Here is a 23,864-nt window from a genome sequence, read left to right as displayed (position 1 = left end):
TGTCATGTCCGGAGGTCCGGAAGCCCGGAGGTCCGGAAGCCCGGAGGTCCGGAGGTCCGGAAATCCGGAGGTCCCGGAAGGGGGCGGGCGGCGGGACTCAGCCCTGCCAGGCCCCCAGCTCCTCCAGGTGCCCCTGCAGCGTCTCGAAGAGCACGGGCGGGGCCGCCACGGTCAGCTCCGTGGAGGCGGGCTCGCCGGGGCGGCCGCCGGTCAGCGCCCCGGCCTCGCGGGCGATCAGCGCGCCGGCCGCGTAGTCCCAGGGGTTGAGCCCGCGCTCGTAGTAGCCGTCGAGCCGGCCGCAGGCCACGTCGCACAGGTCGATCGCCGCCGAGCCGCCGCGCCGGATGTCGCGCACCTGCGGCAGCAGGGAGCGCAGGACCTCGGCCTGGGAGGCGCGGCGCGCGGCGAGGTAGCCGAAGCCGGTGCCGATCAGGGCCTGGTCGAGGCCGGGGGCGGGGCGTACGGCCAGCCGCCGCTCCCCCTCGTAGGCGCCCTCGCCGAGCACGGCCCGGTAGGTCTCGCCCCGCATGGGTGCGGCCACGACGCCGACGACGGCCTGGCCGTCGAGCTCGGCCGCTATGGACACCGCCCAGGACGGAAGGCCGTAGAGGTAGTTCACGGTGCCGTCGATCGGGTCGATGACCCACCGCACGCCGCTGCTGCCCTCGCTGCTCGCGCCCTCCTCGCCCAGGACGCCGTCCTCGGGGCGCCGCTCGGCGAGGAAGCCGGTGATCAGCTTCTCGGCGGCGATGTCCATCTCGGTGACGACGTCGATGGAGCTGGTCTTGGTCGCGGCGACCCCGAGGTCCGCCGGGCGGCCGTCGCGGAGCAGGGCTCCGGCGCGGTCGGCGGCTTCTAGGGCCACGGCCAGGAGTTCTGCCTTCAGGGTGTCGCTCACGGTGCTGGTGCTCCTTACGCGTACGGGCTGTCGGCTCCGGCGGCGGCCGGGCGCGGGGCCCTGGCCGGGCAGCAGCCGACGGGACAGAGGTCGTGCGAGGGGCCGAGGGTGCCCAGGGCGCACCGCTCGGGACGCTCGCCGCGCTCGCTCGCGGCCCGCTCCAGGACCAGCTCGCGGACGGCGGCGGCGAAGCGGGGGTCGGCGCCGACGGTCGCGGCGCGGGCGACCGGCAGGCCGAGCTCCGCGGCCTTGGCGGCGGCCTCGGTGTCGAGGTCGTACTTGACCTCCATGTGGTCCGAGACGAAGCCGATGGGGACCATGACGACGGCGGGGACGCCCTCGCCGTGCGCGGCCTCCAGGTGGTCGCAGACGTCGGGCTCGAGCCAGGGGATGTGCGGGGCGCCGCTGCGGGACTGGTAGACGAGCCGCCACGGGTGCTCCGTGCCGGTCTCCTCGCGGACGGCCTCGGCGATGGTCCGGGCGACGTCGAGGTGCTGGGCGACGTAGGCACCGCCGTCGCCGTGGCCGTCCGCGGGGCCGGAGGCGTCCGCGGCCGAGGTGGGGATGGAGTGGGTGGTGAAGGCGAGGTGCGCGCCCTCGCGGACGTCCTCGGGCAGCTCGGCGAGGGCTGCGAGGACGGCGTCGGCCATGGGGCGGACGAAGCCGGGGTGGTTGAAGTAGTGCCGCAGCTTGTCGACGCGCGGCGGGGTGATGCCCTCGGCCTCCAGGGCGGCGAGCGCGTCGGCGAGGTTCTCGCGGTACTGCCGGCAGCCGGAGTACGAGGCGTAGGCGCTGGTGGCGAGGGTGAGCACGCGGCGCCGGCCGTCGGCGGCGATCTCGCGCAGGGTGTCGGTCAGGTACGGCGACCAGTTGCGGTTGCCCCAGTAGACCGGGAGGTCCAGGCCGTGCTCGGCGAACTCCTTGCGCAGGGCGCCGAGCAGCGCTCGGTTCTGGCCATTGATCGGGCTGACGCCGCCGAAGAGGAAGTAGTGCTGCCCGACCTCCTTGAGCCGTTCGCGGGGGATGCCGCGCCCGCGCGTGACGTTCTCCAGGAAGGGGACGACGTCGTCCGGGCCCTCGGGGCCGCCGAAGGAGAGCAACAGCAGGGCGTCGTAGGGGGCGTGCGCTGGCTGATCCGACATGTGTCCGATCCTGCCACCCTGCACGGACTGCCGGGAAATGACGGGTGCGCCGAACAAACGTACCCACGTAAGCTGTATCGGCCAGCTACATCCCTTACGGCACCCTCGTCCCGTCCCCCGCATCGACACCCACCGGGAGCCGTCTTGCCCAGTCCCTACCGCGAGATCTTCGCCGCCCCCGGCAGCAAGGGTTTCTCGGCGGCCGGCCTCCTCGGCCGGATGCCGCTGTCGATGCTGGGCATCGGCATCGTCACGATGATCTCCCAGATCACCGGCCGCTACGGGCTCGCGGGCGCCGTCTCCGCGGCCGGGGCCGTCTCCGCCGCCGTCCTCGGCCCGCAGATCTCCCGGCTGGTCGACCGGTACGGGCAGCGCCGGGTGCTGCGCCCGGCGACGCTGGTGGCCCTGGCCGCCGTCGCGGGGCTGCTGCTGAGCGCGCAGCAGCGCTGGCCCGACTGGACGCTGTTCGTCTTCGCGGCGTTCGGCGGCTGCGTGCCGAGCGTGGGGTCGATGGTGCGGGCCCGCTGGGCGGCGATCTACCGGGGCAGCGGGCACCTGCACACGGCCTACGCCTTCGAGTCCGTCCTGGACGAGGTGTGCTTCATCGTCGGCCCGATCCTCTCGATCGGCCTGTCCACGCGGTGGTTCCCCGAGGCGGGCCCGCTGCTGGCCGCCGTCTTCCTCGCGATCGGCGTCCTGTGGCTGACCGCGCAGCGCACCACCGAGCCGGAGCCGCACCCGCGCGGGCAGCAGGGCACCGGCCACGCGCTGCGCTCCCCCGGCCTGCAGGTGCTGGTGGCGACGTTCGTCGCCACGGGCATGATCTTCGGCACCTGTGACGTGGTGACCGTCGCCTACGCCGAGGCCGAGGGCCACAAGAGCATGGCGAGCCTGGTGCTCGCGGCCTACGCCCTGGGCTCCTGCCTGGCGGGGGTGGTTTTCGGACTGCTGCGCCTGAGCGGGGACATGGCCCGCCGCTGGCTCGTGGGCGTGTGTGCGATGGCCGTGAGTATGATCCCCCTCCAACTGGTCGGGAGCCTGCCGTTCCTGGCCGTGGCGCTCTTCGTCTCGGGGCTGTCGATCGCGCCGACCATGGTGACGACGATGGCCCTCGTCGAACAGCACGTACCGCGCGCGCAGCTGACCGAGGGCATGACCTGGACGAGCACGGGTCTCGCGGTCGGCGTGGCGCTGGGCTCGTCGGCCGCCGGCTGGGTGGTGGACGCCCGCGGCGCCGCCGCGGGGTACGCGGTGTCCGGGGTGGCGGGGGCGCTCGCGGCGGCGGTCGCGTTCCTGGGGTACCGCCGGCTCCGCAGGCCGGCGCCGCAGCGGCCGGGGGGACCTGTGCCGCAGGCAAGGGGAGGGTCTGACGCACATGACGGAGACGACCGGAACGACGACCTCAGCAAGGGCATCATCGCCTAGGGCGGCCGGGCGGCCCCGGTGGCGCAACTGGGCGGGCAACGTCACCGCTCACCCCGCGCGGACGGTGGCCCCGGCCTCCGCGGGCGAGGTCGCGGAGGCGGTCGTACGGGCCGCGGCGGACGGCCTGCGGGTGAAGGCCGCCGGCACCGGCCACTCCTTCACCGCCGCGGCCGCCACCGACGGCCTGCTGATACGCCCGGAGCACCTGGGGGGCCTGCACGCGATCGACCGCGCGGCCGGCACGGTGACGGTGGGGGCCGGCACCACGCTGCGGCACCTGAACGCGACGCTGTCGGCGCACGGCCTGTCGCTGGCCAACATGGGCGACATCATGGAGCAGACGGTCTCGGGGGCGGTCAGCACCGGCACCCACGGCACGGGCCGTGCCTCGGCGTCGCTCTCGGCGCAGGTCCGCGCCCTGGAGCTGGTCACCGCGGACGGCTCGGTGCTGAAGTGTTCCGCGGAGGAGAACCCGGAGGTCTTCGCCGCCGCCCGGCTGGGGCTGGGCGCGCTGGGCGTGATCACTGCGGTCACCTTCGCGGTGGAGCCGGAGTTCCTGCTGCGGGCGCGCGAGGAGCCGATGCCCCTCGACCGGGTCACCGGCGAATTCGAACAGCTGGTCGCCGAGAACGAGCACTTCGAGTTCTACTGGTTCCCGCACACCAGCAACTGCATCACCAAGCGCAACAACCGCAGCGCGGGTCCCGCGGACCCTCCCGGCCGCGTCGCCGCCTGGGTCGAGGACGAGCTGCTGTCGAACGGCCTCTTCGGCGCCCTGTGCACGGTGGGCCGCACCGTCCCCGCCGCCGTCCCCGGCATCGCCCGGCTCGCCGGCCGCGCCCTGTCGGCCCGCAGCTACACGGACGTGCCCTACCGCGTCTTCACCAGCCCCCGCCGGGTCCGCTTCCTGGAGATGGAGTACGCGCTGCCGCGGGAGGCCGCGATACCGGCGCTGCGCGAGCTGCGGGCCGCGATCGAGCGCTCGCGGCTGCGCGTGGCCTTCCCCGTCGAGGTCCGCACGGCCCCGGCCGACGACATACCGCTGTCCACGGCCCACGCCCGGGACACCGCCTACATCGCCGTACACATGTACCGGGGCGCTCCCTACCGGGCCTACTTCCGGGCCGCCGAGCAGATCATGACGGCGCACGGCGGGCGGCCCCACTGGGGGAAGCTCCACAGCCGCGACGCCGGACACCTCGCGGCGGCCTACCCGCGCTTCGCCGATTTCACGGCCCTGCGGGACCGGCTGGACCCGCAGCGCGTCTTCGGCAACGACTACCTGCGGCGCGTGCTGGGCGCGTAGGCCTGCGGCCCGGCGACCCGCCCTCCCGCCCGGCTTCCCACCGTCGCACCCGTGCCCCGTAAGGGGCGCGGGGCGGTATCGATCTGCGGCTCCGCCGCGCGGGCGCGACCAGCCACGTACGACCTGCAGCCGACCGACTACTCCCGGCGGGCCCGCTCGGGCCCGGCCGTACGGGGCGCGCGCCTACGAGACGACGCCCGCCGCAGGCGAACCCGCCCCGGCGGCCGCATTCTGCCCCTGCGTCGGCGGCTTGGGAGTCGTCCCGCCACCCGTGCCGCCCTGGCCGCTCGTGCCGCTGCCGCCCTTGTCGTCCCCGCCCGTGCCGCCGCCCGGCGAGGTGGAGGGGTTCGGCGTGGGGTCCGGCTTGGTGCTGGGCGTCGAGCCCCCGGAGGACGGGGACGTCGACGGGTCCGGCGACTGCTTGCCCGTGTCGCCGCCCTGGCGGGAGGCGTCCGGGCCGGGCGAGGAGCCGGACTCGCCGCCGGTGCCGCGTTCCTCGCCGCCGCCGTCGTGCGAGCGGCCCGGGTCCGGGGAGCGCTCGGGCGCCGGGTCCTGTTTCTTCTGCGACTTCCCGCCGTCGAAGATCTGGCTGACCGTGGTCCCCTTACCACCGTCCGCACTCGACCCCTTGACCAGTTCGACCGTGGTGACCGCGCCCATCGCGAGGACGAAGACCGCGCCGGCGGCGATGAGCGGGCGCTTCCAGCCGCGCGTCCGGGTGCCGTGTGTCGTGGCCGTGGTGTACGCGTCCGTGTACGCAATGGAGTGTTCGTCGGCGCGCGCATCAGGATGCGCGCCCGCGTATACGCCGCCGGGCTCCGGCGACCGGGACGCCGCGTGCAACAGCCGCGTCGCCTCGTCGCCGGCCTGCGGCAGCATCTGCGTGGCGTCGGCTCGGGGCAGCATCTGCGTGGGGTCCGCCTGCGGCAGCATCCGGGTCGCGTCGTCCTGCGCGGCGCGGCGCGCGGGGTCCTGCGCCACGGCCGCGGCACGGCCGACGGCCCGGCCGGCGTCCTGCACGGGCACCTGCCGCAGCTTCGGTGCCGCCGCCTGCGTGGTCGCCTCGCGGAGCTGCTCGCCGGTCCGCTTGAACAGGTGCTGGAAGATCGTGCCACCGGACGTGGCCACGACGCTCACGACGCCGGCGCCGATGACCGTGCCGTACACCCCGAGCTTGCCCGCGAGCAGTGCGGCGATCACCGCCGCGAGGGCGCTGCCGGCGACCTGCGCGAGGCTCAGCTCCAGACGCTTGCCGTTCTGTTTTGCCTCGCTTTCGCCTTTGTCGTCCATCTCCTGCCTCTGTGTAGCCCTTGGGTCCGTCTTGCAGATAGAAGAGACATTCGAGCGTAACGAACAGTTCCGATTCCGGCGATTGTGTGAACCTGGACACCCGCGCAACCGCCTTCGCGCGCGATAGGTACGATCAACTCCCTTCTCCCGCGTGAACTTCGATGGCGCGCCATTCCACCCCCAGTGGCCCGAATGGAGTACTGTGACGAGCCCTGGCCCCGGTGTCCCGTCCGGCTGCCTGGACCCAACGGGCGGGGCCCCACCGGCTCTCACCCCCGTCAACTCGGCAATGTTGTGGCAGGCTGCACCCGGGCAGGCCACACTCGACTAGCGGAAGCAGCGACGCACGTGACGTCGGCAGGCACCACCCGGGAGGTCCCCATGCCCGAACTGCGTGTCGTGGCCGTCTCCAACGACGGCACACGGCTGGTGCTCAAGGCTGCGGACAGCACGGAGTACACCCTTCCCATCGATGAACGGCTGCGCGCCGCCGTGCGCAACGACCGTGCTCGTCTGGGGCAGATCGAGATCGAGGTGGAGAGCCATCTCCGCCCCCGCGACATCCAGGCGCGTATACGTGCGGGAGCCTCCGCGGAGGAGGTGGCGCAGCTCGCGGGCATCCCCGTCGAGCGGGTGCGCCGGTTCGAGGGCCCGGTCCTGGCCGAGCGCGCGTTCATGGCCGAGCGCGCCCGCAAGACGGCGGTGCGCCGCCCCGGCGAGAACACCGGCCCGCTCCTCGGCGAGGCGGTGGCCGAGCGGCTCATGCTGCGCGGGGCCGAGAAGGACACCGCGCAGTGGGACTCCTGGCGCCGGGACGACGGCACGTGGGAGGTCCTGCTCGTCTACCGGGCGGCAGGTGAGCCCCGCGCGGCGAGCTGGTCGTACGACCCGCCGAGGCGGATCGTTCAAGCGATGGACGACGAGGCCCGCGCGCTCATCGGCGAGACCGACGACACGCCCGAGCCGAGCTTCCCCTTCGTGCCCCGGATCGCCCGTCTGCCGCGGGACAGGCCCCTGGACCGGTCGCTGGACCGGCAGCAGGCCGCGTCCTCCGGTCCGCCGTCCCCTCCCGAGCCGGACGCCGAGCCGTCCGGGGAGCCGCCCGGCAAGGAGCGGGATTCGCTGACGAGCCTGCTCGAAGCGGTCCCCAGCTTCCGGGGCGACATGGTCGTCCCGGAAACGCCCTCGGCCGCGCAGGCGGGTGACGAACCGTCCGACGATCCGGAGGCGGTGGAGCCCCCGGCTCCGGCGGCCAGCGCGGGCGCCGCGTACGCGGATGTCCTGATGCCGCGGTCCGTGGCCGGCCACCGCGACCGGCTGATCGGTACGACGGACCGTCAGGCCGAGGCCGACGGCGTCCGCCCCGGCCGCCGGGCGGCGGTCCCCAGCTGGGACGAGATCGTCTTCGGCACCCGCCGCAAGAAACAGGAGTAACCGCTACGGCAGTGACCACCCGTCAGGCCCCCGGCTCCGGCCGGGGGCGCCGACGGCAGCGCGCACGGGCCGAAGCCCGGCCGGAAGGCCGTTCATGCGGTCGGCTCGGCGCCGTCGATCGACCGGCCGTACGGATGCCGGCGCCCGGCGCCCCCTCCCCGCCGCAGCGGCGCCAAGCCACAACGGCCGTGCCCGGCGGTGCCGTGCTGCCTCTGACGCGGAATCACACGCCGGGCCGCCAGGCCGCCGGCTCAGCCCGGCTGGGGCCCCGTGGCGACAGGGCGCGACGGGTCGGACGACCACTCGCTCCACGACCCCACGTACAAGGCCGCCGGAACGCCCGCGACGGCCAGCGCGAGCAGCTGATGCGCGGCGGAGACGCCGGAGCCGCAGTAGACGCCCACCTCCGTGCCGTCCGTCGCGCCCAGGGCGCCGAAGCGGGCGGCCAGTTCGGCCGCGGGGCGCAGCCGCCCGTCCGCGGCCACGTTCTCCGTCGTCGGCGCGGAGACCGCACCCGGGATGTGCCCGGCCACGGCGTCGATCGGCTCCACCTCGCCCCGGTAGCGCTCCCCCGCGCGGGCGTCCAGCAGCAGCCCGCGGCGGGCCAGCGCCGCCGCACCGTCCGCGTCGAGCAGCGGCAGCGCCCCCGGCGCCGGTACGAAGTCGCCCTCGCGCGCGGGCGTCCGCTCGTCCGTGACCTCCCCGCCCTGCGCCCGCCACGCCGCGAGGCCCCCGTCCAGGACGCGCACGGACGGATGCCCGGCCCAGCGCAGCATCCACCAGGCGCGCGCGGCCGCCCAGCCCTGCCCCCCGTCGTAGACGACGACGTCCCCGCCGGAGCCGACGCCCGCCCTGCGCATCGCCGCGCCGAACGCGTCGAGGCCGGGCAGCGGATGCCGCCCCTGCCGGCCCGCCGGCCCGGCGAGCTCGCCTTCGAGGTCCACGTAGACCGCGCCGGGGATGTGCCCCGCCTCGTACTCCGGCCGGCCGGGCGGGCCGCCGAGCTGATAGCGGACGTCCAGCAGGACGGGCGGCTGCCCGCCGGCCGACGCGTCCATGAGTTCGACTGCGGAGATGATGGCATTCATGGCCCCCATCCTGACGTAGTCCGGCGTGCGTCGAACGGGCCTCTGGCGAGGTCGCGCACAACTGATCGATACTGGGCGCCGCCGTTCACCGAGGCGCGCTTAGGCGCCGGAACGGTACTGCCCCGCGATTCCGGGCATTCTCCTGCGGGAACCCGGGAATCCCGGCGCGGCCGGGGGGCGCGTGACGGCAGGTGGTGCAACCATCTGGTCGTGCCCCGTCCCGTACCACCCCCCGCGCGCCGCGGTCCGGCGCGGGACGCGCGGCCACCACGATGGTCCGAGGAGAGAGTGACATGACCGAGGTTTGGGGCTCCCCCCGGCCAGGAGCGGGGGAGGTCCGGCAGGCGCCGGGCAGCCCGTGCTGGACGAGTCTCCTGGCGCACGACCTGGAGTCGATCCAGGACTTCTACGGCGGTCTGTTCGGCTGGGCCTTCTACAGCCCCGGGCCGCGCCAGCTGGGCCCCTATGTGCGCGCCACGGTCGACGGGCGGGATGTGGCCGGCCTCGGGGAGCTCGCGCCCGGCCGCCGGCTGCCGACCGCCTGGACCACCTACCTCGCCAGTGACGACGCCGACGAGGCCGCGGAGTGGATCCGCTGCTCCGGCGGGACGGTGGGGGTGGGCCCGCTGTCCGCGGGGGATGCGGGGCGGCTGGTGCTCGCCTCCGACCCGGCGGGGGCGCCCTTCGGGGTGTGGCAGGGCCAGAAGCTGACCGGCGCCCAGCTGGCGGGGGTGCCCGGCACCCCCGCCTGGCACGAGCTGGTGACCCGCCGGGCGTCGGCGGTCGCCGGTTTCTACCGGGCTCTGTTCGGCTACGACGTCAAGCCGGCCGACGCCGCGCGCTCGGCGCACCCCACGGCGGATGCGCCGGCGCATTCCACGGCGGAGCCCGACCCCGGCGACTACCTCACGCTGCAGCTCGACGGCCGTCCGGTCGCCGCGATCCGGGGCGTCGGCGCGGCGCTGCCGCGCGAGCGGGGCCCGCACTGGATGACGTACTTCGAGGTCGCCGACACCGATGCCGCCGCCCTGCGGACGGTGGAGCTGGGCGGCCGGGTGCTGCGGCCGCCGCACGAGGCGCCGGCCGGGCGGGTGGCCACCGTCGCCGACCCCGAGGGCGCGGTCTTCACCCTTCTGCGGACGGCCCGTTGACGGGGGCGGGGTCGACGGGCAGCACGTCGGGAGAGAGCGCCGCGGCGCGGGCCGCGGCGGCCGTCAGCCGGCGGCGGTGGTGGCGCCGGCACAGCACCTCGTAACCGACCACGGTCTCGGGCTGGTTGACGTCGCCGACGACCACCTGGGCGCCCTCGACGACCATCTGGCCGCCCACCGTACGGGCGTTGTGCGTGGCCCGCGCACCGCACCAGCACAGCGCCTCGACCTGCAGCACCTCTATGCGGTCGGCGAGTTCGACCAGGCGCCGGGAGCCGGGGAAGAGCCTGGTGCGGAAGTCGGTGGTGATGCCGAAGGCGAAGACGTCGAGTTCGAGGTCGTCCACGATCCGGGCGAGCTGGTCGACCTGGGCGGGATCGAGGAACTGCGCCTCGTCGGCGATGACGTAGTCGGCGCGGCCGCCCGCGGAGAGGTGGGCGACGATGTGCGCGTAGAAGTCGAAGCCCTCGCCCGCCTCGACGGAGTCGGTGACCAGGCCGAGACGGGAGGAGAGCTTGCCCTCGCCGGCGCGGTCGTTGCGGGTGTAGATCATCCCTTGCAGGCCGCGGGCCGAGCGGTTGTGCTCGATCTGCAGAGCGAGGGTGCTCTTTCCGCAGTCCATGGTTCCGGAGAAGAACACCAGCTCGGGCATGGGGAAGCCAATGCCTTTCATAGGTCGGGACGTCGTGTGGGGGGGGCGCGGTCGTACGGGCTGCGGTGCGGGGCGGGTGCTGCGGCGGGTGTTGCGGGTGCAGGCTGTGGGGTCAGGCGCGCACTTCGAGGAGCGGCACCAGCTGCTCCACGGGCGTCATGGAGCCGTGCAGCCCCACCATTGCGGATTCGTTCGGCTCGGTCTCGGTGGCGACGATCGCGATGTCGTCGCGGGCGGCGGCGACCACGTCGCCGATCCGGCCGTGGACGCGGCCGTCCACGCCGTCGCCGGGGCGGCCGAACCAGCCCGCCTCGATCGCCTCGTCGCGGCTCGCGATCCACATCTGCTCGCCGAGCACCTCCCGCCACACCGCGAGGACGTCGGCGGCGGCGCCGGGCACGGCGTAGACGTGACGGGCACGGGCCTCGCCGCCGAGCAGGGCGACGCCTGCGCGCAGCTCCCAGTCCTCGTCGAAGTCGATACGCGACTCGGGGTCGAAGGGGATGTCGATCATGCCGTGGTCGGCGGTGACGTACAGCGCCGAGCGGGGCGGCAGCTGCTCGGCCAGGCGCTGGGCGAGGCGGTCGACGTACATCAACTGGCCGCGCCACTCGTCGGAGTCCACGCCGAAGCGGTGTCCCTTGCCGTCGACGTCGCTGTAGTAGGTGTAGACGAGCGAGCGGTCCGCGGCGCCGAGCCGGTCGGCGGCGAGATCCATCCGGTCCTCGCCGGAGAGCCGGCCGTGGAAGGTGCCGCCGCTGAGCGCGATCTTCGTCAGCGGGGTGTGCTGGAAGTCCGGGGCGGAGACCTGGCAGGTGTGCACGCCGGCCGCGTCCGCGAGCTGGAAGACGGTCGGGTAGGGCTGCCAGACGTGCGGGTCGGTCCAGGGCCGCCAGCGCAGCTGGTTCATCAGCTGCCCCGTGGCCGGGTCGGCGACGGTGTAGCCGGGCAGGCCGTGGGCGCCCGGGGGCAGCCCGGTGCCGACCGAGGCGAGGGAGGTCGCCGTGGTGGACGGGAAGCCGGCCGTCAGGGGCGAGCCCGTGCCGTTGTTCGAGCCGGCCATCAGCGAGTGCAGGAACGGCGCCTCGGCGGGGTGGGCGCGCAGCAGCTCCCAGCCCAGGCCGTCGATCAGGAAGACGCACACGCGGTCGGCGGGGGCCAGCTCCAGACCCGTGGAGAAACCGGGGACCTCCATGCCGGCCGCGACCGCGGGCAGCAGGTCGGCCAGCGAGCCCGTGCCGTAGCGGGGCAGCGGGGCGGAGCGGGGGTCGAGCGGGGCGGGCTCGTGCCAGGCGGAGCCCGCCGTCATGGGAGAGGACATCAGCGGGCGGTCGCCGCGCCGGCCGTGGTGGCTGCAGGGGCTGCGGTGGCCTCGGACAAGGCCTGGGCGAAGGCCAGGGTCTGCCGGACGGTGTCCGGCCCGTCGCCCGCCTCGCTGACGCGCAGGCTCAGGTCGTCGGCCGTGGAGGAGCCGGTGTAGCCGTGGTCCGCGTCGCAGTTGGGGTCGCCGCAGGCGGCGGGCTCCAGGTCGATCCGGGACACCGCGCCCCAGCCGATGTTCAGCACGACCTCGCGGGGCAGGGTGCCCGGGGTGTACGACTCGGGGTTGGCGACGACGCGGGTCAGCACGACCGAGGAGATCCGCTCCAGCTTCACGGACTCCGCGGCGGTGGTGGCGTACGGGGACGGCGAGGTGCCGTCGGCGGCCTGCTCGTCGGTGTGGCTGACGATGAACCGGGTGCCGGTCAGGACGAGGACCGTGACGTGGCGGCGCACCTCGTTGGAGTCGAACGTCGTCTCCTGGTGCACCAGGTACGACGCGACCGGCTCGCCGCCCACTGCGGCCTCCACCGCCTCGGCCACGAGGGCCGGGTAGTAGCCGCTGCGCTCGATCGCCGCGCGCAGCCCTTGGGTCGTCGTACCGGTCTTCGCCATAAGCCCATCCTAAGGGGCCCACGGGCCCCAACCGCCCGATCCGCCCACCCCGGCCCCGGCCGGGCCCGACGCGATGGGACGGGCGTCACACCCCACTGCCGCCCCGGCACGGCCCCGCTCACCGCCCGGGCACTCCGCTTCGCCACGGCGACGGACAGGTCCCCCGGCCCGGGCAAGGGCGACAGCCGCAAGAACGCCGCCACCTGGACATTCCACTCCACCGCGACGGACAAGAACTGCCCGTCCGCTCCGGAGCAGCCAAACAGAGGCCGCCATGACACAGCCCCACACCGCCCGACCGCTTCCACTCCGCCGCAACGGCGAGAAACCCCCACGGCGGGCACCGGCGGTGCCGAACCGGCCGCAACCCACGGTGGGGAACGCCACCTCGGCGGAGACCGGAGTCCCCGGATCGGGGCAGGGGCCGGCGGACCAGGTGGGGCCGCAGGCGGGTCGCGGCCGGGTGCGGCCCGGTGGGCTGTTGCTGTCAGACCGCCGGCAGGCTGCGCGGCCCCAGGTCCGTACGGGCCGGGGCCGGGGACAGGCGGATGGTGGCGCCCAGGACGTGCACCCCGTGGGGGGCGACGATCACCGGTTCCAGGTCGGCGCCCACGACCTCGGGGTGGTCGTCGACCAGCCGGGAGACGCGCAGCAGCAGCTCCTCCAGCGCCTTGGTGTCGACGGGCGTCGTGCCGCGCCAGCCGAAGAGCAGCGGTGCGGTGCGGATCGAGCGGATCTGCTCGGCGGCGTCGCGATCGGTGACGGGGACGAGCCGGTGCGCGGTGTCGCCGAGGAGCAGCGAGGGCGCGCCCGCCAGCCCGAAGGACAGAACCGCTCCCGCCGCCGGGTCGATCGCGGCCCGTACGACGGTGTCGACGCCGCGCGGCGCCATGGACTGCACGACGAGCCGGGTCTCCTCGGGCTTGCCGAGGAGCTCGGTCAACTCGGCGTACGCGCGGCGCAGTTCCGCCTCGCTGCCGAGGTCGAGCCGGACGCCGCCGAGGTCGGCTCGGTGGCGCAGGTGCGGGGCGGTGGGCTTGAGGGCGACGGGGAAGCCGAGCCGCCCCGCCGCCCGCACCGCACCGCCGGGGTCCGGCGCCGGCAGCGCGGGCAGCACGGCGATCCCGTACCGGGCGAGGAGCCGCTGGGTGTCGGGGGCGGAGAGGGTGACGGCCCGCGGCCCCTCGGGCGGCGGCGCGAGACCGGCCCCGTGGGCCTCCAGCAGCACCCCGATGTCGGCGGCGGCTCCCGCCTCGTCGATGTCGTCGTACTCGGGCACGCGCCCCGGCTCGGCGGCCTGCCGCCGCCAGCGCGCGTACCGCGCGGCCTCGGCGAGCGCCCGGACGGCCCGCTCGGCGGCGGGGTAGGCGGGTATCCGCACGGCCGGTGCGGGACTCTCCGCTCCCCCGGGGCCCTCCATTCCCCCGGCGCTCTCACCCGCCGGCTCCGCGAGCGCCTCGGCGAGCCCCGGGATCTCCAGGTGCACGACGGTCACCGGCTTGGCGGCGGGCGAGGCCGCGACCGCCTCCCTCAGCGCCCGGGCGAGATCCGCCGCGGAGGCGTCCCCGACCCACGGGATGGCGGTGACGACGACGGCGTCGCACTCCTCGTCGGCCAGGACCCCGGCCAGGGCCCTGCGGAAGTCGGCGGGCCGGGCGCCGGTGGTGAGGTCGTACGGGGGCTGGGGGCGCAGGCCGTCGGTGAGGCAGGCGTCGTAGGTGAGCAGGGCGAGGGACTCGGAGTTGCCGAGGATGGCGACGCGCGGCCCGGCCGGCAGCGGCTGGGAGGCGAGGAGCAGCCCGGTGTCGGCGAGCTCGGTGACGGTGTCGACGCGGATGACGCCGGCCTGCCGGAGCAGGTCGGAGACGGTGGCGTCGGGGATCCGGGTGGTGGGCACGGCGTGCCCGGTGGGCGCGGCCCCGCCGTGCCGGGCGCCCTTGACGACGACGACCGGCTTGCGGGCGGCGGTGCGCCGCGCGAGGCGGGTGAACTTGCGGGGGTTGCCGATGGACTCCAGGTACATGAGCACGAGGTCGGTGTCGGGGTCGTCGTGCCAGTACTGCAGGAAGTCGTTGCCGGAGACGTCCGCGCGGTTGCCGGCGGAGACGAAGGTGGAGATGCCGACGAGCCCGGCGGCGCGCCGGTGGAGCCCGGACAGCAGGGCGATGCCGATGGCCCCGGACTGGCTGAAGAGCCCTATGCGCCCGGCGGCGGGCAGCTCGGGCGACAGGGAGGCGTTGAGACGGACGCCGCCGGCGGTGTTGATGAGGCCGAAGGCGTTGGGTCCGATGATGCGCATCCCGTAGGAGCGGGCCTGGCGCACGAGCTCGCGCTGGCGCTCGCGCCCGTCGGCTCCGCTCTCGCCGTACCCGGCGGAGAGGACGAGGAGGCCCTGGACGCCGTGCTCGCCGCACTCGGCGACGACGGAGGGCACCTGCTCGGCGGGCACGGCCACGACCGCGAGGTCGACGGGCTCGGCGATGGCGCGGACGGAGCGGTGGGCCGGCACGCCCTCGGGGTCGAGCCGCGTGGTGCCCTCGGGGAAGGCGTGGTTGACGGCGTGGACCCGCCCGGTGAAGCCGCCCGCCAGCAGATTGCGCAGCACGGCCCGCCCCATGCCGCCCGGCGCGCGGCCGGTGCCGATGACGGCCACGGAGCCGGGGGCGAGCAGCCGCTGGACCGAGCGGGCCTCGGCGCGCTGCTCGCGGGCCCGCTGGACGGCGAGGGAGCGGTCGGTGGGCTCCAGGTCCAGCTCCAGGCGGACGACACCGTCCTCGAAGCTGCGCTTCTGGGTGTAGCCCGCGTCCGTGAACACCTTGATCATCTTGGTGTTGGCGGGCAGCACCTCGGCGGCGAAGCGCCGGATCGCCCGCTCGCGGGCCACGGCGGCGATGTGCTCCAGGAGGGCGGAGGCGACCCCGCGGCCCTGGTGGGCGTCCTGCACGAGGAAGGCGACCTCGGCCTCGTCGGCGGGCTCGGAGGCCGGCATCCCGCGGCCGTCGATGCGGTCGTAGCGGACGGTGGCGATGAACTCGCCGCCGACGGTGGCGGCGAGGCCGACCCTGTCGACGTAGTCGTGATGGGTGAAGCGGTGCACGTCCCGGTCGGAGAGGCGGGGGTAGGGGGCGAAGAAGCGGTAGTACTTCGACTCGTCCGAGACCTGCTCGTAGAAGCTCACCAGGCGCTGGGCGTCATCGGGGGTGATGGGGCGCAGGTGCGCGGTGCCGCCGTCGCGCAGCACGACGTCGGCTTCCCAGTGGGTGGGGTACGCGTGCTCGGGCCCGGACCGCGCCGGCGTCGTCTGCATGGGGCCAGCGTAAGGCCGGGCACGGACATCCGGAGCGCTGCGCCGGAGCACTCCGGGCACCGTGAGACACTGGTCTAGACAACTCCTACGACTTGAAGGGCAACACCATGGCTGAGCGCCGCGTCAACGTCGGCTGGGCCGAGGGCCTGCACGCCCGTCCCGCGTCTGTCTTCGTCCGTGCGGCGACCGCCGCCGGCGTCCCCGTGACGATCGCCAAGGCCGACGGCAACCCGGTCAACGCCGGCTCCATGCTGGCCGTGCTGGGCCTGGGTGCCCAGGGTGGCGAGGAGATCGTCCTCTCCAGCGACGCCGAGGGCGCCGAGGCCGCTCTGGACCGTCTGGCGAAGCTGGTCGCCGAGGGTCTCGAGGAGCTCCCGGAGACCGTCTGATTCGACGGAATCGCGCGCGGCGGGGCCGCGGCGGCCGATTGAGGCTGCCGCGGCCCCGTCGTCGTTTTCCCGTGCGCACCCCGCACACCCCATTCACACCCCGCGTGCGCCCGCGCGAAATCCATGGCATTCCGGCGGTAACAGCGGGGCATTCCTTTGGCGGAAGTTCGGCCGGAGATCGTTCCTGCGGTAACACCGGAAGTTAATAGGCGCGCCCGGGAACCGGGGATCAGGAACCGGGATGGGATCAGGAACCGGAGATCACCGTTCGCACGGCCGGCCCCGTATTCCGCACACGGGCCGCCGGCACGGAGCGGCGCAGCCGGAATTCCCCCGGGGAGCGGTCCGCACGCGCCGCCGCGATGGCCCGGGCCCGCTCCGCGTCGCCGCGCGCGACCGCGTCCACCAGGGCGCCGAGCACCTCCCAGGTGTCGACGGGCCTCACAGGCGGCTCCGCCGCGTACACCCACGCGATCTTGAGCCGCAGCTGGGTGAGCAGGCCCGCGAGGCTGGGGCTGCCGGACGCCTGGGCGAGGGTCTCGTCGAACCAGTCCCCCAGCGGCCGCAGCTCGCCCGTACGCCCGCCGCGGGCGCGCTCCTGGCCGAGCCGCACCAGGCCGCGCAGCACCTTCAGATGCGCCTCCGTGCGGCGCTGTGCGGCGCGCGCGGCGCCCAGCGGCTCCAGCAGGGCGCGCACCTCCAGCAGATCGGCGGCCTCCTGCTCGGTGGGCTCCGCGACACAGGCGCCCGCGTGCCGCCGGGTGGTCACGAACCCCTCCGAGGCGAGGGTGCGCAGCGCCTCGCGCACGGGCACGCGCGAAACGCCGTAGCGGCGCGCGAGGACTTCTTCGGTGAGCCGGCTGCCGGGCGGAAACGTGCCGGAAACAATGTCGTCACGGATCGCCGTGCACACGGCGTGCGCGGAAATGCGACGGCCGCTCTGATTCGCTGTGCCATCACCGTTCACGTACGGCCCCGCATGGGTGAACCTCCGCATAACCCCCGCGCAACGCGGCCGATTGACGCCTGTTCAGCGACTCTATTGCAGCCGTCCGCGATTTCCGACGGCGCATGTGAAGTCATCGATATGTTTTGGCCAACACGAGGATACGACGAAGGCCCCGGCCGGTGGGCCGGGGCCTTCGTGAGGCGAATGTGCCGCGCAGGGGCGTCGGCGGGTGCGTCAGAGGTTGACGCCGTGCTCGCTGAGGTAGGCGACCGGGTCGATGTCGGTGCCGTACGTGGCGCCGGTGCGGGCCTCGAAGTGCAGGTGCGGGCCGGTGACGTTGCCCGTGGCGCCGGAGAGGCCGATCTGCTGGCCGGCGGTGACCGACTGGCCGACGGAGACCTCGATGGACGACAGGTGGCCGTACTGCGTGTACGTGCCGTCGTTGTGCTTGATGACGACGTTGTTGCCGTAGGCGCCGCCCCAGCCGGCCTCGACGACGGTGCCCGCGCCCACGGCCTGGACCGAGGTGCCGGTCTCGGCGTGCAGGTCGATGCCGGTGTGACTGCCGGAGGACCACAGGCCGCTGGAGGCCTTGTAGGACGTGGAGACGTACGAGCCGGCGATCGGCGAGACGAAGGTGTTGAGGCGCTTGCGCTCCTGCTCGCGGGCGACGCGCTCGGCCTCCTTGCGCTCGGCCTCGGCCTTGCGCTTGGCCTCGTCCGCGGCCTTCTTGACGTCGGCGGCCTGCTGCTTGGCGGCGGTCTCGGCGTCGTGGACGGCGGTGGTCTCGGCGGCGGAGCTGCTCTGCACCTGGGCCTGCTCACCGATGCGGCCGGCCGTGTCCTCGCCGATGACGACGGCCTGGGTCAGGCCGGTGTCCTCGGGGTGGTGGACCTCGTCGGTGGAGGCGGCCAGCGCCGGGGCGGCGAAGCCCGCGACGACGCCGGTGGCGGTGAGGGTGGCTATGCCGGCCACGTTCGCACTGACGCGAACGGCACGGCTCGGACGACGGTGCTTCCCGGTGGCACGAGTGAACGCCATTGGTGAGGCTGGTCCTTTCCTTCCCTCTCGCCTACCGGGTTAGCTGACGGGTTCGGAGCAGGAAGGTCTCCTACGGATCCCTCCGGAAAGGGGCCCGATTCACCCCAGGGACACTTGGGTCCCCGGCTCCCCTGGCTCGCGCCGTACGGGGACTCGGCGATGTCTGCCCGGGCCGCGGATGCGGCGCACATCTGACGGACAGACGCTTTGACGCTAGACGCCGTCACTTTCGATCGGCAAACAGAAGCCCCGTTTTGTGGCCCACGCCACAACGCAGACGTGCAACCACTCCGCTAAATCGGACATTTGGCAGGCACACGCGCCTCAGGGGCGCGCGTGCCTGCCGGTTGACGGACCGCCCGGCGCGGCCGGCCCGCCGGGGGGTCAGCCCGTGATCACGGTCACTTCCCCGATGCCGAGGGCCCGGACGGGCTCCTCGATCTGCGCGGCGTCACCGACGAGCACCGTCACCAGACGGTCGACCGGGAAGGCGCTCACGACGGCGGCGGTGGCCTCCACCGTGCCCGTCGCGGCCAGGCGCTCGTACAGGCGCGCCTGGAAGTCGTCCGGCAGGTGCTGCTCGACCTGGTCGGCGAGGGTGCCCGCGACGGCCGCCGCCGTCTCGTACTTCAGCGGGGCGACGCCGACGAGGTTCTGCACGGCGGAGTCGCGCTCCTCCTCCGTCAGGCCCCCGGCGGCGAGGGTGCGCAGGACGGTCCACAGGTCCTCCAGCGCGGGGCCGGTGGAGGCGGTGTCCACCGAGCCGCTGATGGCGAGCATGGCCGCGCCGGTGCCCTCGGGGGTGGACAGCAGCACCTGGCCGAAGGCCCGCACGCCGTAGGTGTAGCCCTTCTCCTCGCGCAGGACGCGGTCCAGACGGGAGGTGAGGGTGCCGCCGAGGCAGTACGTGCCGACGCTCTGGGCGGGCCAGACCTGGCCGTGCCGGTCGGCGCCGATGCGGCCGATGAGCAGCTGCGTCTGCACCGCGCCGGGGCGGTCCACGATGACGACGCGGCCGGTGTCGTCCGCGGTGACCGGCTGCAGGGCGTGCGGCTCGGCCGGGGAGCCCGTCCAGGCGCCGAGGGAGTCGGCGAGGGCGGCGTCGAGGTCGACGCCGGTGAAGTCGCCGACGACCACGGCGGTCGTGGTGGCGGGCCGGACGTGGGCCTCGTAGAAGGCCCGGACGGAGGCGGCGTCGATGCCGGCGACGGTCTCCTCGGTGCCCTGGCGGGGGCGGGACATCCGCGAGGCGGCCGGGAAGAGCTCCTTGGAGAGCGCCATGGCGGCCCGGCGGGCGGGGTTGGCCAGCTCGTGCGGGATCTCGTCCAGGCGGTTGCCCACCAGCCGCTCGATCTCGTGGTCCGGGAAGGCGGGGGCGCGCAGCGCATCGGCCACGAGGCCGAGGGCCTTGCCGAGCCGGGAGGCGGGAACCTCCAGGGACAGGCGCACGCCGGGGTGGTCGGCGTGGGCGTCGAGGGTGGCGCCGCAGCGCTCCAGCTCGGCGGTGAACTCCTCGGCGGTGTGCTTGTCGGTGCCCTCGGACAGGGCGCGCGCCATGATGGTGGCGACGCCGTCGAGGCCTTCGGGCTCCGCGGCGAGGGGGGCCACGACGTTGATGTCGACGGCGACGACCTGCTGGCCGGGGCGGTGGCAGCGCAGCACCGTCAGGCCGTTGGGGAGCGTGCCGCGCTCGGGGGCGGGGAAGGCCCAGGGGGCCGCGGGCCCGGCCTGGGGCTGCGGGTGGAACTCCATCGAAGGATGCGCAGGCTGGGCGGGCTGTGCGGGGGCCACGGCGTCGCTCACTTGGCCGTCTCCTCTTCTGCTTCGGCGTTCTCGTCGGCGGCGGGGGCGGCCGGCTCGGTGGGCTCGTACACCAGCACGGCGCGGTTGTCGGGGCGCAGGCGGGCCTGGGCGACCTGCTGCACCTCCTCCGGCGTGATGTCCAGGACGCGCTGGACGGCGGTGAGGGCGAGCTGGGGGTCGCCGAACAGCACCGCGAAGCGGCACAGTTCATCGGCGCGGCCGCTGACGGTGGAGAGCCGGTCCAGCCACTCGCGCTCCAGCTGGGCCTGGGCGCGCTCCATCTCCGCGGGGGTCGGGCCCTCGGCGGCGAAGCGGGCGAGCTCCTCGTCGACGGCGGCCTCGATGCCGGCCACCTCGGCGCCGCCGGACGCCTTGACGTCCAGCCAGCCCAGCGAGGGGGCGCCGGCGAGCCGCAGCAGGCCGAAGCCGGCGGCGACGGCGGAGCGGTCGTGGCGGACCAGGCGGTTGTGCAGGCGGGAGGACTCGCCGCCGCCGAGGACGGTGACGGCCAGGTCGGCGGCGTCGGCCTCGCGGGAGCCGTCCTGCGGGAGGCGGTAGGCGGCCATCATGGCGCGGGCCGGGACCTCCTCGCGGACGACCTGGCGCAGCTCCTCGCCGATGACGTCGGGCAGGCCGCCGTCGCGCGGGGGCTGCTTGCCGTCGTGCGCGGGGATCGAGCCGAAGTACTTCTCGATCCAGGCGAGGGTCTGCTCGGGGTCGATGTCGCCGACGACCGACAGGACGGCGTTGCCCGGGGCGTAGTAGGTGCGGAAGAAGGCGCGGGCGTCCTCCAGGGAGGCCGCGTCCAGGTCGGCCATGGAGCCGATCGGGGTGTGGTGGTACGGGTGGCCGTCGGGGAAGACCATGGCGGTCAGCCGCTCGAAGGCGGTGCCGTAGGGGACGTTGTCGTAGCGCTGGCGGCGCTCGTTCTTGACGACGTCGCGCTGGTTCTCCATCGACTCGTCGTCGAGGGCGGTGAGCAGGGAGCCCATCCGGTCGGCCTCGAGCCACAGGGCCAGCTCCAGCTGGTGCGCCGGCATGGTCTCGAAGTAGTTGGTGCGCTCGAAGCTGGTGGTGCCGTTGAGGGAGCCTCCGGCGCCCTGCACCAGCTCGAAATGGCCGTTCCCCTTGACCTGTGCCGAGCCCTGGAACATAAGGTGCTCGAAGAGGTGGGCGAGGCCCGTGCGGCCCTTGACCTCATGGCGCGAGCCGACGTCGTACCAGAGGCAGACGGCGGCGACCGGGGTCAGGTGGTCTTCGGAGAGCACCACCCGCAGGCCGTTGGCCAGCCGGTGCTCGGTCGCTGTGAGGCCGCCGGTACCGGCCTGTTGCGTGGCCGTGTGACCCATGGGCATGTACGTCCCTTCGATCGCTTGCAATCTCGCGCCGGTGCGCGATGACTCGCGTGATGAGCAGTGCTGTCACTGTATGCAAGCGCGCTGACATCCGGCTAAGTTCCCGGCGCGGTGCCCCCTTACGGACGGGTCGTGTCCGGTGATGTCAGTGGCGCGGTCCACAATGGTCCGCGTCAGCACCCTGCCTCGGCAATCGATCGAAGGAGCCGCAGCCGCGATGGCCCGCCGCAGCACGAAGACCCCGCCGCCGGAGAACTTCGAGGAGCGCATCCTCGACATCGACGTCGTCGACGAGATGCAGGGTTCCTTCCTCGAGTACGCCTACTCGGTCATCTACTCCCGGGCCCTGCCCGATGCGCGCGACGGTCTCAAGCCGGTCCACCGCCGCATCCTCTACCAGATGAACGAGATGGGCCTGCGCCCCGACCGCGGCTATGTGAAGTGCGCCCGCGTCGTCGGCGAGGTGATGGGAAAGCTCCACCCCCACGGCGACGCCTCCATCTACGACGCCCTGGTGCGCATGGCGCAGCCGTTTTCCATGCGCGTGCCGCTGGTCGACGGCCACGGCAACTTCGGCTCCCTCGGCAATGACGACCCGCCCGCGGCCATGCGCTACACCGAGGCCCGGATGGCGTCGGCGACGTCGCTGATGACGGAGTCGATCGAAGAGGACACCGTCGATTTCACGCCGAACTACGACGGCAGCGAGCAGGAGCCCGTGGCCCTGCCCGCCGCCTATCCGAACCTGCTGGTCAACGGCTCGTCCGGAATCGCGGTCGGCATGGCGACGAACATGCCGCCGCACAACCTCGGCGAGGTGATCGCGGCCGCCCGGCACCTGATCAGGCACCCGGGCGCCGACCTCGACACGCTGATGAAGTTCATCCCCGGCCCGGACCTGCCCACGGGCGGCCGGATCGTGGGCCTGGGCGGCGTGCGCGACGCCTACGAGACGGGCCGCGGCACGTTCAAGATCCGCGCCACCGTCGCCGTGGAGAACGTGACGGCCCGCCGCAAGGGCCTGGTCGTCACCGAGCTGCCCTTCACCGTCGGCCCCGAGAAGGTCATCTCCAAGATCAAGGACCTGGTCGGCTCGAAGAAGCTCCAGGGCATCGCCGACGTCAAGGACCTCACCGACCGCGCCCACGGCCTGCGCCTGGTCATCGAGATCAAGAACGGCTTCAACCCCGAGGCCGTCCTGGAGCAGCTCTACAAGCTCACGCCGATGGAGGAGTCCTTCGGCATCAACAACGTCGCCCTGGTCGACGGTCAGCCGCTCACGCTGGGCCTCAAGGAGCTCCTGGAGGTCTACGTCGACCACCGCTTCGAGGTGGTGCGGCGGCGCAGCGAGTTCCGGCGCGGCAAGCGGCGCGACCGGCTGCACCTGGTCGAGGGCCTGCTGGTGGCCCTGCTCGACATCGACGAGGTCATCAGGATCATCCGATCGAGTGAGAACGCGGCGCAGGCCAAGGAGGCCCTCATCGCGCGCTTCTCCCTCTCCGAGGTGCAGACGCAGTACATCCTCGACACGCCGCTGCGCCGCCTGACGAAGTTCGACCGCATCGAGCTGGAGGCGGAGCGCGACAAGCTCACCGGGGAGATCGAGGAGCTGACGCGGATCCTGGAGTCCGACGCGGAGCTGCGCAAGCTGGTCTCGGGCGAACTGGCCGACGTCGCGAAGAAGTTCGGCACCGACCGCCGTACGGTCCTGCTGGAGTCGGCGGGCGCCCCGGCGTCGGCGGTGCCCCTGCAGGTCGCCGACGACCCGTGCCGCGTGCTGATGTCCTCCACCGGCCTGCTGGCCCGCACGGCCACCGGCGAGCCCTTCCCGCCCGCCGCGGGCGAGGCCAAGCGCGTCAAGCACGACGTGATCGTCTCGGCGGTGCCGGCGACGGCCCTGGGCGAGGTCGGCGCGGTGACGTCGGCCGGGCGCCTGCTGCGGATGCGGGTGATCGATCTGCCGCAGCTGCCGGAGACGGCGGCGGCGCCCAGCCTGGCGGGCGGGGCACCGGTGCCGGAGTTCCTCTCCCTGGCCGACGGCGAGACGGTCGTCTGTCTCACCACGCTGGACGAGTCCTCGCCGGGGCTCGCGATCGGCACGGAGCAGGGCGTCGTCAAGCGCGTGGTCCCCGACTATCCGGCCAACAAGGACGAGCTGGAGGTCATCTCCCTCAAGGACGGCGACCGCATCGTCGGCGCCGCCGAGCTGCGGACGGGCGAGGAGGACCTCGTCTTCATCACCGACGACGCCCAGCTGCTGCGCTATCCGGCCTCGCAGGTGCGGCCGCAGGGCCGGCCCGCGGGCGGCATGGCGGGCATCAAGCTCTCCTCGGGCGCGAAGGTGATCTCCTTCACCGCCATCGACCCTGCGGCCGACGCGGTGGTGTTCACCCAGGCCGGGACACAGGGCACCCTGCTGGGCGCCTCGGAGGGCACGGCGAAGCTGACCCCCTTCGACCCGTACCCGCGCAAGGGCCGGGCGACGGGCGGCGTGCGCTGCCAGCGCTTCCTCAAGGGTGAGGACTGCCTGGTCATGGCCTGGGCGGGTGCCGCCCCGGCGCGGGCGGCGGATGCGAAGGGCACCCCGGTGGAGCTGCCGGAGGCCGACCCGCGGCGGGACGGCTCGGGCACTCCCCTGGCGAAGCCGGTGAAGGCGGTGGCGGGCCCGGTGTAGCCCGGCGCGGAGGGCGGGGGCGCTG

The 23,864-nt window shown here is 74.0% G+C and carries 18 protein-coding genes and 1 riboswitch; of the genes, 6 read left to right on the top strand and 12 right to left on the bottom strand.

Features of this window, described 5'->3' with window-relative positions; all coding sequences use genetic code 11:
- Window positions 1-97: 97 nt before the first annotated feature.
- Window positions 98-898 (bottom strand): inositol monophosphatase family protein, encoded by an 801-nt coding sequence (locus IE241_RS00515; protein ID WP_190019549.1) that lies wholly within the window; start codon window positions 896-898, stop codon window positions 98-100.
- Window positions 899-912: 14 nt separating this feature from the next.
- On the bottom strand, window positions 913-2,040 hold the full coding sequence (locus IE241_RS00510; protein WP_190019548.1) for a ferrochelatase: 1,128 nt from the start codon (window positions 2,038-2,040) through the stop codon (window positions 913-915).
- A 144-nt stretch (window positions 2,041-2,184) separates the two neighbouring features.
- Between IE241_RS00510 and IE241_RS00505 the strand changes: the two genes are divergently transcribed.
- Together IE241_RS00505 and IE241_RS00500 are read left to right on the top strand one after the other, a co-directional pair.
- Window positions 2,185-3,465 (top strand): MFS transporter, encoded by a 1,281-nt coding sequence (locus IE241_RS00505; RefSeq protein ID WP_190019547.1) that lies wholly within the window; start codon window positions 2,185-2,187, stop codon window positions 3,463-3,465.
- Entirely contained in the window at window positions 3,416-4,771 is a 1,356-nt protein-coding gene (locus IE241_RS00500; protein WP_190019546.1) for a D-arabinono-1,4-lactone oxidase, read from the top strand. The genes IE241_RS00505 and IE241_RS00500 overlap by 50 nt, the downstream gene beginning before the upstream one ends.
- Before the next feature lie 183 nt (window positions 4,772-4,954).
- Here IE241_RS00500 and IE241_RS00495 read toward each other — a convergent pair whose 3' ends face one another.
- On the bottom strand, window positions 4,955-6,061 hold the full coding sequence (locus IE241_RS00495) for a hypothetical protein (protein WP_190019545.1): 1,107 nt from the start codon (window positions 6,059-6,061) through the stop codon (window positions 4,955-4,957).
- A 348-nt stretch (window positions 6,062-6,409) separates the two neighbouring features.
- Here IE241_RS00495 and sepH point away from each other — a divergent pair, with 348 nt between their 5' ends.
- On the top strand, window positions 6,410-7,495 hold the full coding sequence (gene sepH / locus IE241_RS00490) for a septation protein SepH (RefSeq protein WP_190019544.1): 1,086 nt from the start codon (window positions 6,410-6,412) through the stop codon (window positions 7,493-7,495).
- A gap of 251 nt (window positions 7,496-7,746) precedes the next feature.
- Here sepH and IE241_RS00485 read toward each other — a convergent pair whose 3' ends face one another.
- Complete coding sequence (locus tag IE241_RS00485) at window positions 7,747-8,583, bottom strand: sulfurtransferase (RefSeq protein ID WP_190019543.1); 837 nt, start codon at window positions 8,581-8,583, stop codon at window positions 7,747-7,749.
- Between the two features lie 293 nt (window positions 8,584-8,876).
- Between IE241_RS00485 and IE241_RS00480 the strand changes: the two genes are divergently transcribed.
- A complete protein-coding gene (locus IE241_RS00480; RefSeq protein WP_190019542.1) occupies window positions 8,877-9,734 on the top strand; it encodes a VOC family protein in 858 nt (285 codons plus the stop codon).
- On the opposite strand, the gene IE241_RS00475 is transcribed toward IE241_RS00480, so the two are convergent.
- The 4 genes from IE241_RS00475 to IE241_RS00460 form a co-directional block, all read right to left on the bottom strand.
- The gene (locus IE241_RS00475; protein WP_190019541.1) at window positions 9,709-10,386 is read right to left on the bottom strand and encodes a thymidine kinase; all 678 of its coding nucleotides are present in this window, start codon (window positions 10,384-10,386) and stop codon (window positions 9,709-9,711) included. The genes IE241_RS00480 and IE241_RS00475 overlap by 26 nt on opposite strands.
- 112 nt (window positions 10,387-10,498) lie before the next feature.
- Window positions 10,499-11,707: an alkaline phosphatase family protein gene (locus IE241_RS00470; RefSeq protein WP_190019540.1), complete on the bottom strand. Its 1,209-nt coding sequence runs from the start codon at window positions 11,705-11,707 to the stop codon at window positions 10,499-10,501.
- Window positions 11,707-12,321 carry a DUF5998 family protein gene (locus IE241_RS00465; RefSeq protein WP_190019539.1) on the bottom strand — a complete coding sequence of 205 codons (615 nt, stop codon included), beginning with the start codon at window positions 12,319-12,321 and terminating at the stop codon, window positions 11,707-11,709. The genes IE241_RS00470 and IE241_RS00465 overlap by 1 nt, the downstream gene beginning before the upstream one ends.
- Before the next feature lie 487 nt (window positions 12,322-12,808).
- On the bottom strand, window positions 12,809-15,628 hold the full coding sequence (locus IE241_RS00460; RefSeq protein WP_190019538.1) for a bifunctional acetate--CoA ligase family protein/GNAT family N-acetyltransferase: 2,820 nt from the start codon (window positions 15,626-15,628) through the stop codon (window positions 12,809-12,811).
- Window positions 15,629-15,735: 107 nt separating this feature from the next.
- Here IE241_RS00460 and IE241_RS00455 point away from each other — a divergent pair, with 107 nt between their 5' ends.
- Window positions 15,736-16,017 carry an HPr family phosphocarrier protein gene (locus tag IE241_RS00455; RefSeq protein ID WP_190019537.1) on the top strand — a complete coding sequence of 94 codons (282 nt, stop codon included), beginning with the start codon at window positions 15,736-15,738 and terminating at the stop codon, window positions 16,015-16,017.
- A 247-nt stretch (window positions 16,018-16,264) separates the two neighbouring features.
- On the opposite strand, the gene IE241_RS00450 is transcribed toward IE241_RS00455, so the two are convergent.
- The 4 genes from IE241_RS00450 to IE241_RS00435 all read right to left on the bottom strand — a co-directional run bounded on the left by IE241_RS00450 (window position 16,265) and on the right by IE241_RS00435 (window position 21,159).
- Complete coding sequence (locus IE241_RS00450) at window positions 16,265-17,014, bottom strand: GntR family transcriptional regulator (protein ID WP_190019536.1); 750 nt, start codon at window positions 17,012-17,014, stop codon at window positions 16,265-16,267.
- A gap of 186 nt (window positions 17,015-17,200) precedes the next feature.
- The gene (locus IE241_RS00445) at window positions 17,201-18,007 is read right to left on the bottom strand and encodes a M23 family metallopeptidase (protein WP_190019535.1); all 807 of its coding nucleotides are present in this window, start codon (window positions 18,005-18,007) and stop codon (window positions 17,201-17,203) included.
- 13 nt (window positions 18,008-18,020) lie between these two features.
- A riboswitch (cyclic di-AMP (ydaO/yuaA leader) is annotated at window positions 18,021-18,176 on the bottom strand.
- 215 nt (window positions 18,177-18,391) lie between these two features.
- Complete coding sequence (locus IE241_RS00440; protein WP_190020371.1) at window positions 18,392-19,759, bottom strand: M16 family metallopeptidase; 1,368 nt, start codon at window positions 19,757-19,759, stop codon at window positions 18,392-18,394.
- A 47-nt stretch (window positions 19,760-19,806) separates the two neighbouring features.
- Window positions 19,807-21,159 carry a M16 family metallopeptidase gene (locus tag IE241_RS00435; RefSeq protein ID WP_190020370.1) on the bottom strand — a complete coding sequence of 451 codons (1,353 nt, stop codon included), beginning with the start codon at window positions 21,157-21,159 and terminating at the stop codon, window positions 19,807-19,809.
- Between the two features lie 223 nt (window positions 21,160-21,382).
- On the opposite strand from IE241_RS00435, the gene IE241_RS00430 reads away from it, so the two are divergent.
- Window positions 21,383-23,839 (top strand): DNA gyrase/topoisomerase IV subunit A, encoded by a 2,457-nt coding sequence (locus tag IE241_RS00430; protein ID WP_190019534.1) that lies wholly within the window; start codon window positions 21,383-21,385, stop codon window positions 23,837-23,839.
- The last annotated feature ends 25 nt before the right edge of the window (window positions 23,840-23,864 follow it).

The organism is Streptomyces hiroshimensis (genome assembly GCF_014650335.1).
Lineage (GTDB): Bacteria > Actinomycetota > Actinomycetes > Streptomycetales > Streptomycetaceae > Streptomyces > Streptomyces hiroshimensis.
The sequence above is the reverse complement of the archived record's forward strand: the minus strand, read 5'-3'. Positions and strand labels throughout refer to the sequence as shown.

Excerpts from the sequence above, each read along its gene's own strand:
- IE241_RS00470 (WP_190019540.1), bottom strand. The coding sequence starts at position 11,707 with ATGTCCTCTCCCATGACGGCGGGCTCCGCCTGGCACGAGCCCGCCCCG.
- IE241_RS00500 (WP_190019546.1), top strand. The coding sequence starts at position 3,416 with ATGACGGAGACGACCGGAACGACGACCTCAGCAAGGGCATCATCGCCT.
- IE241_RS00435 (WP_190020370.1), bottom strand. The coding sequence starts at position 21,159 with ATGGGTCACACGGCCACGCAACAGGCCGGTACCGGCGGCCTCACAGCG.
- IE241_RS00510 (WP_190019548.1), bottom strand. The coding sequence starts at position 2,040 with ATGTCGGATCAGCCAGCGCACGCCCCCTACGACGCCCTGCTGTTGCTC.
- IE241_RS00450 (WP_190019536.1), bottom strand. The coding sequence starts at position 17,014 with ATGCGGAGGTTCACCCATGCGGGGCCGTACGTGAACGGTGATGGCACA.
- IE241_RS00485 (WP_190019543.1), bottom strand. The coding sequence starts at position 8,583 with ATGAATGCCATCATCTCCGCAGTCGAACTCATGGACGCGTCGGCCGGC.
- IE241_RS00480 (WP_190019542.1), top strand. The coding sequence starts at position 8,877 with ATGACCGAGGTTTGGGGCTCCCCCCGGCCAGGAGCGGGGGAGGTCCGG.
- IE241_RS00495 (WP_190019545.1), bottom strand. The coding sequence starts at position 6,061 with ATGGACGACAAAGGCGAAAGCGAGGCAAAACAGAACGGCAAGCGTCTG.
- IE241_RS00445 (WP_190019535.1), bottom strand. The coding sequence starts at position 18,007 with ATGGCGTTCACTCGTGCCACCGGGAAGCACCGTCGTCCGAGCCGTGCC.
- IE241_RS00455 (WP_190019537.1), top strand. The coding sequence starts at position 15,736 with ATGGCTGAGCGCCGCGTCAACGTCGGCTGGGCCGAGGGCCTGCACGCC.
- IE241_RS00430 (WP_190019534.1), top strand. The coding sequence starts at position 21,383 with ATGGCCCGCCGCAGCACGAAGACCCCGCCGCCGGAGAACTTCGAGGAG.
- IE241_RS00460 (WP_190019538.1), bottom strand. The coding sequence starts at position 15,628 with ATGCAGACGACGCCGGCGCGGTCCGGGCCCGAGCACGCGTACCCCACC.
- IE241_RS00465 (WP_190019539.1), bottom strand. The coding sequence starts at position 12,321 with ATGGCGAAGACCGGTACGACGACCCAAGGGCTGCGCGCGGCGATCGAG.
- IE241_RS00475 (WP_190019541.1), bottom strand. The coding sequence starts at position 10,386 with ATGCCCGAGCTGGTGTTCTTCTCCGGAACCATGGACTGCGGAAAGAGC.
- IE241_RS00440 (WP_190020371.1), bottom strand. The coding sequence starts at position 19,759 with ATGGAGTTCCACCCGCAGCCCCAGGCCGGGCCCGCGGCCCCCTGGGCC.